The organism is Streptomyces alkaliterrae (assembly GCF_007097205.2).
Classification (GTDB): domain Bacteria; phylum Actinomycetota; class Actinomycetes; order Streptomycetales; family Streptomycetaceae; genus Streptomyces; species Streptomyces alkaliterrae.
The window spans coordinates 1-6,740 of the sequence record NZ_VJYK02000304.1; the positions used below are offsets into that span (position 1 = coordinate 1).

6 protein-coding genes are annotated in these 6,740 nt (G+C 73.1%); 5 read left to right on the forward strand and 1 reads right to left on the reverse strand.

Annotated elements, in window-relative coordinates; genetic code table 11:
• Nucleotides 1–1,372: NAD(P)/FAD-dependent oxidoreductase (locus tag FNX44_RS22055; RefSeq protein WP_143650518.1), on the reverse strand; the 1,372-nt coding region annotated here is incomplete at its 3' end.
• A gap of 74 nt (nt 1,373–1,446) precedes the next feature.
• Here FNX44_RS22055 and FNX44_RS22060 point away from each other — a divergent pair.
• The 5 genes from FNX44_RS22060 to FNX44_RS22080 form a co-directional block, all read left to right on the forward strand.
• Nucleotides 1,447–2,622, forward strand: a complete 1,176-nt coding sequence (locus FNX44_RS22060) for a carboxylate-amine ligase (RefSeq protein WP_143650520.1) — start codon at nt 1,447–1,449, stop codon at nt 2,620–2,622.
• 226 nt (nt 2,623–2,848) lie between these two features.
• Nucleotides 2,849–3,544 (forward strand): hypothetical protein, encoded by a 696-nt coding sequence (locus FNX44_RS22065; RefSeq protein WP_143650523.1) that lies wholly within the window; start codon nt 2,849–2,851, stop codon nt 3,542–3,544.
• A 2-nt stretch (nt 3,545–3,546) separates the two neighbouring features.
• On the forward strand, nt 3,547–4,830 hold the full coding sequence (locus tag FNX44_RS22070) for an isochorismate synthase (protein WP_143650525.1): 1,284 nt from the start codon (nt 3,547–3,549) through the stop codon (nt 4,828–4,830).
• Nucleotides 4,827–5,510 carry an O-methyltransferase gene (locus tag FNX44_RS22075; protein WP_228450099.1) on the forward strand — a complete coding sequence of 228 codons (684 nt, stop codon included), beginning with the start codon at nt 4,827–4,829 and terminating at the stop codon, nt 5,508–5,510. Before FNX44_RS22070 ends, FNX44_RS22075 begins: the two co-directional genes overlap by 4 nt.
• Nucleotides 5,511–5,744: 234 nt before the next feature.
• Nucleotides 5,745–6,740, forward strand: a 996-nt coding sequence (locus tag FNX44_RS22080) for a serine/threonine-protein kinase (RefSeq protein WP_143650527.1), incomplete at its 3' end; no start/stop codon positions are given.

The following is a 6,740-nucleotide window of genomic DNA, read 5'->3' on the forward strand; positions in this document are numbered from 1 at the left end:
GTTCGGGGGTGGTGGGCAGGGGCAGGAGGTCGCTGGTTCCATGGCCCGCGAGTCCGTGCGGCGTCCGGCCGTTGACGGGTCGGCGCACGGTACGCAGGAAGGCGTCCACGGCATCGGTCCGGGAGTCGTGGAGGTCTTCGACACCGGTGATGATGTTGAGGAAGGATTCGTGCAGGCGCAGGGGGGCCTGGTCTCGGCGGCTGAGCTGCTGGGCTCTGCGGAAGTAGGCGTCGCGGCCGTCGTGGATCCGGTAGAAGGCGCTGACCAGGATGAGGAGCCGTTCGTACGCGTGCCGGTAGGCGGTCTGGTAGAAGGCGCGGGCAGCGTCCTCCTCGACTTCGCCTCGGAGCACGCTGCCGATCGAGGCGGCGGCCAGCAGCCCGCTGTACATCGCCAGATGCACCCCGGTGGACAGCAGCGGGTCCAGGAAGCAGGCGGCGTCCCCGGCGAGGAACCAGCCAGGGCCGCTGAACACCTCGCTGACGTAGGAGTAGTCGGTCTCGATCTTGAGCGGCGCGGTCTGCCGGGCGCCGGAGAGCATGCCGGCCAGCAGCGGGCAACGGGCGATGGCCTCTTCGTAGACGGTCTGAGGCGAACCGCCGGTCGTCTGCCTGGACTGGGCGAAGGAACGTTTGTCGGTGACCAGTCCGACGCTGAGGGTGCCGTCGTGCAACGGGATGGCCCACAGCCATCCGTGGTCCGGCAGGGAGAACACCCCGGTCGCGCCGCTGGGGGCTGCGGCGAGAGGCGCCGCGCCACGCCAGTAGCTCCAGGTGGCCACGTTGCGGAAGACGTCGTGTACGCGCCTCGTGTGCAGCTGCCGGGCGAGAAGTCCCGCGCGTCCGGAGGCGTCGACGAGTTGGCCGAACCGGATCCGCCCTTCGGTGCCGTCCCGCCCCCTCCAGGACGCTTCCACCGCCCGGCGCGTCCGGTCGGCCCGGCTGCCGGCCCCGCTGTCGGCCCCGCTGTCGTCGTCGAAGGTGACCCGGCCCGCGCGGGTCTCCTCCCGTACGTCTGCTCCCTGCGCACGGGCATGCTCCAGCAGCAGCTGGTCGAACTCGGAACGCACCACCTGGAAGCTGTAGGCAGCCGGTCTTCCCGGCTCGTCGAAGCCCAGCGACCACTCCTGTCCGCCCCAGCCGTAGAACGCGCCGGTCTTGCGCACAAAACCGTGCGCCTCGACCGCCTCACGCGCGTCCAGCACGTCCAGCACCGGTAGGAGGGACGGCAGCAGCGACTCCCCGATGTGGTAGCGCGGGAACCGCTCGCGTTCCAGCACGCGCACCCGGTGTCCCTGCCGGGCGAGCAGGGCCGCCGCGGTCGCTCCGGCGGGGCCGCCCCCGACGACCAGGACGTCGGTCTGTTCACTCATACCGTGCTCCTCAACGTCGGCGAACAACCGCGGAAGCACACCATCCCGGTACGTTCTGCGGCAGTCTCGTCACTATGAGCAGTCAACCTCACGGCGGTCTGCCCCCGACAGACGCCCTCGCGTCAACACACGCCACCGGTTCGGGCCACTGCGCGGCCCCGCTCACCGTCGGCATCGAGGAAGAACTCCTCCTGATCGATCCGGTCACCCGGGCCCCAAGCCCCCACGGGCCCCAGCTGGTTCGTGCGGCCGCCGGCGAACTCGGCGAACGGGTGGGCACCGAGCTGACCCGCTACCAGATCGAGCTCCGCACCGACCCGCACAGCTGCCTGAAGGAGGCGGGCGAGCAGATCCGCTCGGCAAGGACGACGGCCGCCCGCGCCGCCGCCGGTCTCGGCCTGTGCGTCGCCTCCACCGGCACACCCGTACTCGGTCGGACGACACCCGTCCCCATGACACCGGGCGCCCGGTACGCGCGGAGCACCGCTCACTTCCGCGCCCTGGACGACGAGCAGACCGTCTGCGCCTGCCACGTCCACGTCGGCGTGCCCGAGCCGCGGGACGCCGTACACGTCAGCAACCATCTGCGCCCGTGGCTGCCGACCCTGACCGCGCTGGCGGCGAACTCCCCGTTCTGGGCGGGTCAGGACACCGGTTACGCAAGCTGGCGCACCACCACCTGGGGACGCTGGCCCGTGGCCGGCCCGCCCCCCTACTTCGAGTCGCCCACCCACTTCGAGGACCTCGTCCAGACCCTGCTGGAGGCGGAGGCACTCATCGACCCCGGCGGCCTGTACTGGGACATCCGCCCCTCCCACCACCTGCCCACCGTCGAGATCCGCGTCGCCGACGCGGTCCTCAGCCCGGCCGACACCCTCCTGATCGCCGCCCTGGTCCGGGCCCTGACCGTCACCGCCCTGACCGCCGTCCGGGCCGGGGAACCGGCGCCCCGTCCGGCACCGGAGATACTGCGTGCCGCCTGCTGGCGGGCGGCCCGTGACGGGCTGACGGGCAGCGGCATCGACCCGTTCACCGGCGGCCTGGTGGCGCAGGCCACTCTCGTCGAACGGCTGCTGCACGCCGTCGAGCCCGCACTGCGCCGGCACGACGACCTCGACCTGGTGCGCGACCAGTGGCGGCGGCTGCGTACGGAGGGCAGCGGCGCCGACCGCCAACGGGCCGCCCACCGAAGACGCTTCAGCACACACGACGTGGTCGACCACGTCATCGCCGCGACCTGCCCGCGGTAGGCAGAGCCGAGGCCACCCGCCGAGGCCCGGCTTCAGGATCGTGCGGCGGTGTTTCGGTCGGCGGGCGGCGCGTGGGGCGCACGAGCGGGGGGTGTGCGCTCGGAGTTCGGGCCGTGCGCCCGCGGCGGGCGACGTGTGCGCCCGCGCGCCCGTTGTGAGGCCTTTGGTTCCGGTGGCCGACGCCCCTGCAATGGACGGGCGACAGCACCGCGAGAGGAGCCGAGAAGTGATCAACACATCCGAAACCCTGGCTGTGCAGACGATCGAGAACTTCCTCACCGTCGACGAGACCGCCCAGGTCACCAAGGTCGTCGACGACCAGCTCGCCACCACCGGCTGGGTACCGGCCCACCCCAGCGAGGGGCTGATCCCGCCCGGCGCCGCACAGGAGATCCTTTCAGACGCGATCGACAGGGCGATGCCCGTGATCCGCCGCGCCTTCCCGTCCGCCGCGTTCGCCGCCCCGTGGCTGTACCACGACCTCAGGCCCGGGGACGTGATCCGCTCGCATGTACACGGCATGGGGGACCCGGGTGACCGCCCCGTGCGCCTGGCCCGTGTGGTCTTCAATCTTCAGGATGCCGAGAGCGGCGGCGAGTTCTACCTCGACACCAGCGCCAGCGAGGAGCTGTGGACCGACCGGGTGGCCGAGTCCGATGACGTCTTCGCACCGGGCACCCGGTTCGTGCACGAGGTCACGGCCACGTCCGGGCCGGTCGCCCTTGACGACGTCACCGCCACCCGGTGGGTCTGCCGACCGCCGGCGGGCACCACGCTCGTCTACGGGGCGCAGCTGATCCACGGGGTCACCCCGGTGGTCGCGGGCCGTGCCCGCAAGCTGATCACCGATCTGTGCGCCGGGCCGGGCACGCGGCCGGAGGCGCCGCAGCCTCACTCGCGCTCACCGCGTGCGCCGCACTGAGCGTGGCACGGGCACCGCTCGGTGCGGAGCACGCCGGCAGCCCCACCCAGTGGCTGCTGTCGACACCCCGCGCCACCCTGGTGGCGCGGGGCGGTGACCGGCTGTCGGCGCCGATCGGGCCGGGCCAGTTCGCCGCGCTCGCCGGCGCCGCGGAGAGCGCGCTGCGCGCGGGCCCGGCCGGGGCGGTCGTCGTCGGAGCCATCCCGTTCGACGAGACCACCACGCGGGCCCACCTGCTCCTGACGCGCGTCGAGCGCCGCGCACACCAGCCGGGCAGGCGCCCGCACGCCGTCGCCATGGCGCTCCAGGAGGCCGACCGGCCGCCGTGGCCGCCGGCTGCCACGGCCGGACCGCCGTTGCCGCGCGTGGAGGATCCCCCGCCGGCGGCCTACCTCTCCGCCGTCCGCGACGCCCTGGCCGAGATCAGGGGCGGGACCGTCACCAAAGTCGTACTGGCACGCACCCTCCACGTCTCTCTCCCCGAGGGGCGGTCCTACCGGGAGTTGGCGTCGGCGCTCGTCAGCTCCCTCGCCCGTCGGGAGCCGACCGCCCACCTCTTCTCGGTCACCGTTTCGCGTCCGCACCCGGACGCCGCGGGCGCGGTGCTCGTCGGCGCGACGCCGGAGACGCTGCTCCGGCGGAGCGGCGACCTGCTGACCGTGACTCCTCTGGCCGGAAGCATCGCCCGAGACCCGGACCCCGCCGTGGACCGGGCGCGGGCCACCTCGCTCCTGCGGTCCGCCAAGGACCGCGACGAGCACCGGCACGTCGTCGACGCACTCCAGCGGCTCCTGGCCCCCCTGTGCCGGACGCTCGACATCCCGGCCGCACCCCGGCTGCACGCCACCAGCCGCCTGTGGCACCTGAGCACCCCCATCCGGGCCCGGCTGCGCCGCCCCGCACCGTCCTCCCTGGCGCTGGCCTGCGTCCTCCACCCCACTCCGGCCGTCTGCGGCACTCCGACCCGCCGCGCTGCCGCCCTCGTGCGTGCCGTCGAGCCCGTACCGCGCCGCTACTTCTCCGGCCTTGTCGGCTGGATGGACCAGTCGGGAGACGGCCACTGGGTCATCGCCCTGCGGTGCGGCGAGGCCGATCCGCGGGGGCTGCGCCTCTACGCGGGCGCCGGCATCGTCCGGGGATCCCTTCCCGATGCCGAACTGGCAGAGACCGGGACCAAACTCGCCACCATGCTCGGCGCCCTCGACGACGCCCACGGCGCCGCACCCGCGCCTCCCAGCCCCGCGGACCCGCTGCCGGCCACCTCCCCGACAGGAGCACCACGATGAGCCAGGCGCCCTACGAGGCGATGAAAAACGTCCCCCTCACCCGCGAGGTGTACGGCTATCTGCTGGGTCAGGCCGAGCCCCCGACGGCGGTCCAGCGGTGGCTGGCGGCCCGGACGCGGAGCCTTGGCCCGTCGGCCGTCATGCGGGTCCCGCACGAGCAGGCCGTCCTGCTGACCCTGCTCGCGCGGCTCGTGGACGCGCGACGCGTCGTCGAGGTGGGTACCTTCACCGGCTACTCCACCCTCGCTCTGGCGACGGGGCTGGCTCCCGGTGGAACGGTCATCACCTGCGACCTCTCCGAGGAATGGACGTCCATCGCCCGGGTGGCGTGGCGGGAGGCCGGTGTGGAGGACCGCATCGACCTCCGTCTCGGGCCCGCGCTGGAGACGGTGGCCGCCCTGCCGGCGAAGAGCGACATCGACCTGGTCTTCCTCGACGCCGACAAGCCGAACTACCGCCGGTACTGGGAACTCCTCGTTCCCCGGCTGCGCCCCGGCGGTCTGCTGATCGCCGACAACGTGCTCCAACAGGGCCGAGTCCACCGCGCCGACGCCACCGGAAACGTCCTCGCCGTGCGCGAGTTCAACGCCCGTGTACGTGCCGATGTGCGGGTCGAGTCCGTCATGCTGCCCGTGGCGGACGGGCTGACGGTCGCCCGCCGACGATCCGATGCCGGCTGAACCGTCCGCCGCGGCGGCCGCGCCGCAGCTCGAACCTCCCACAGGCGACAGAACCGCCGCATCCTGCTTCGCCGCAGGCGGCGGTCAACAACTCCGCTCCCACCAGGGCTTGTTGCGGGCGACGCACGGGTGGTTCAGTAGCCGCAGACCGGGGGCGGTGAGCTTCCGGGCGGGGCGGAACCGGCCGTCGGTGACGGCCGTCTTCGCCGGTGAGTTCGGGGAGGGGGCGGCGTGGTGGCGGAGCCGTTTGAGACAGGTGTGTTCGGCCTGAGCGGGGAGTTACGTCAGCTCGGCCCGTACCGGCTGCTCGCCCAGTTGGCCACCGGCGGTATGGGCGTGATCTACCTCGGCCGGGACCCGGCCTCGGGGCGGGTCGCGGCGCTCAAGACCCTGCTGGCCCCGGGCGGGGTCAGCGCGGAGGCCCGCAAGCGGTTCGACCGGGAGACAAAGCTCGCCCGGCGCGTCACCAGCAGGTACACGGCCAGGATCCTCGACTGCGACGTGACGGCGGCCCGGCCGTGGATGGCGATGGAGTACGTGCCCGCGCCGTCCCTCGAAGCGCTTGTCGTGCAGCGTGGGCCGCTCACCGACGAGCGCGCGGTGCGCTGGATCGGTGCCGGTGTGGCACACGCGCTGGCAGAGCTGCACGGCAAGGAGATCGTCCACCGGGACATCAAACCGCTGAACCTTCTGCTCACCTCCGAGGGGCCGAAGGTCATCGACTTCGGGATCTCCCACGCCGGCGATCTCACCAGCACCAGGCTCACCCTGGGGACGGTCGCGTTCGCGGCACCCGAGCAGGCGGACGGCCAACCGAGCACCCCGGCGTCGGACGTCTACGCTCTCGGGATCACGCTGTACTACCTGGCCTGCGGCAGGCTGCCCTACCCGGAGACCCGGGAGCCGCTGCAGCAGCTCAACCACGTCCGCCGCGCCGCCACCGACCTGGGCGGGCTCCCGCCGGGTCTGTCCGGGGTGATCCAGGACTGCGTGGCCCCGCGCCCGGAGGACAGGCCGACGGCGGAACAGCTCATCCGGCGTTTCGGCCCGGGCAGTTCGGCGGCGCTGCCGACGGCCTGGTCCGAGCTCATCGGCTGGCACGCCGAGGAGGGGCGACGGCTGCAGCGGGCCGTCGACCAGTCGGAGGCGGAGACCGTCACCAGGAGCTGGATCGACGGCGGCCCTGGGTGGACCCGGCGCGTCACGGAGGAGGAGGACGGGGAGGCGGGG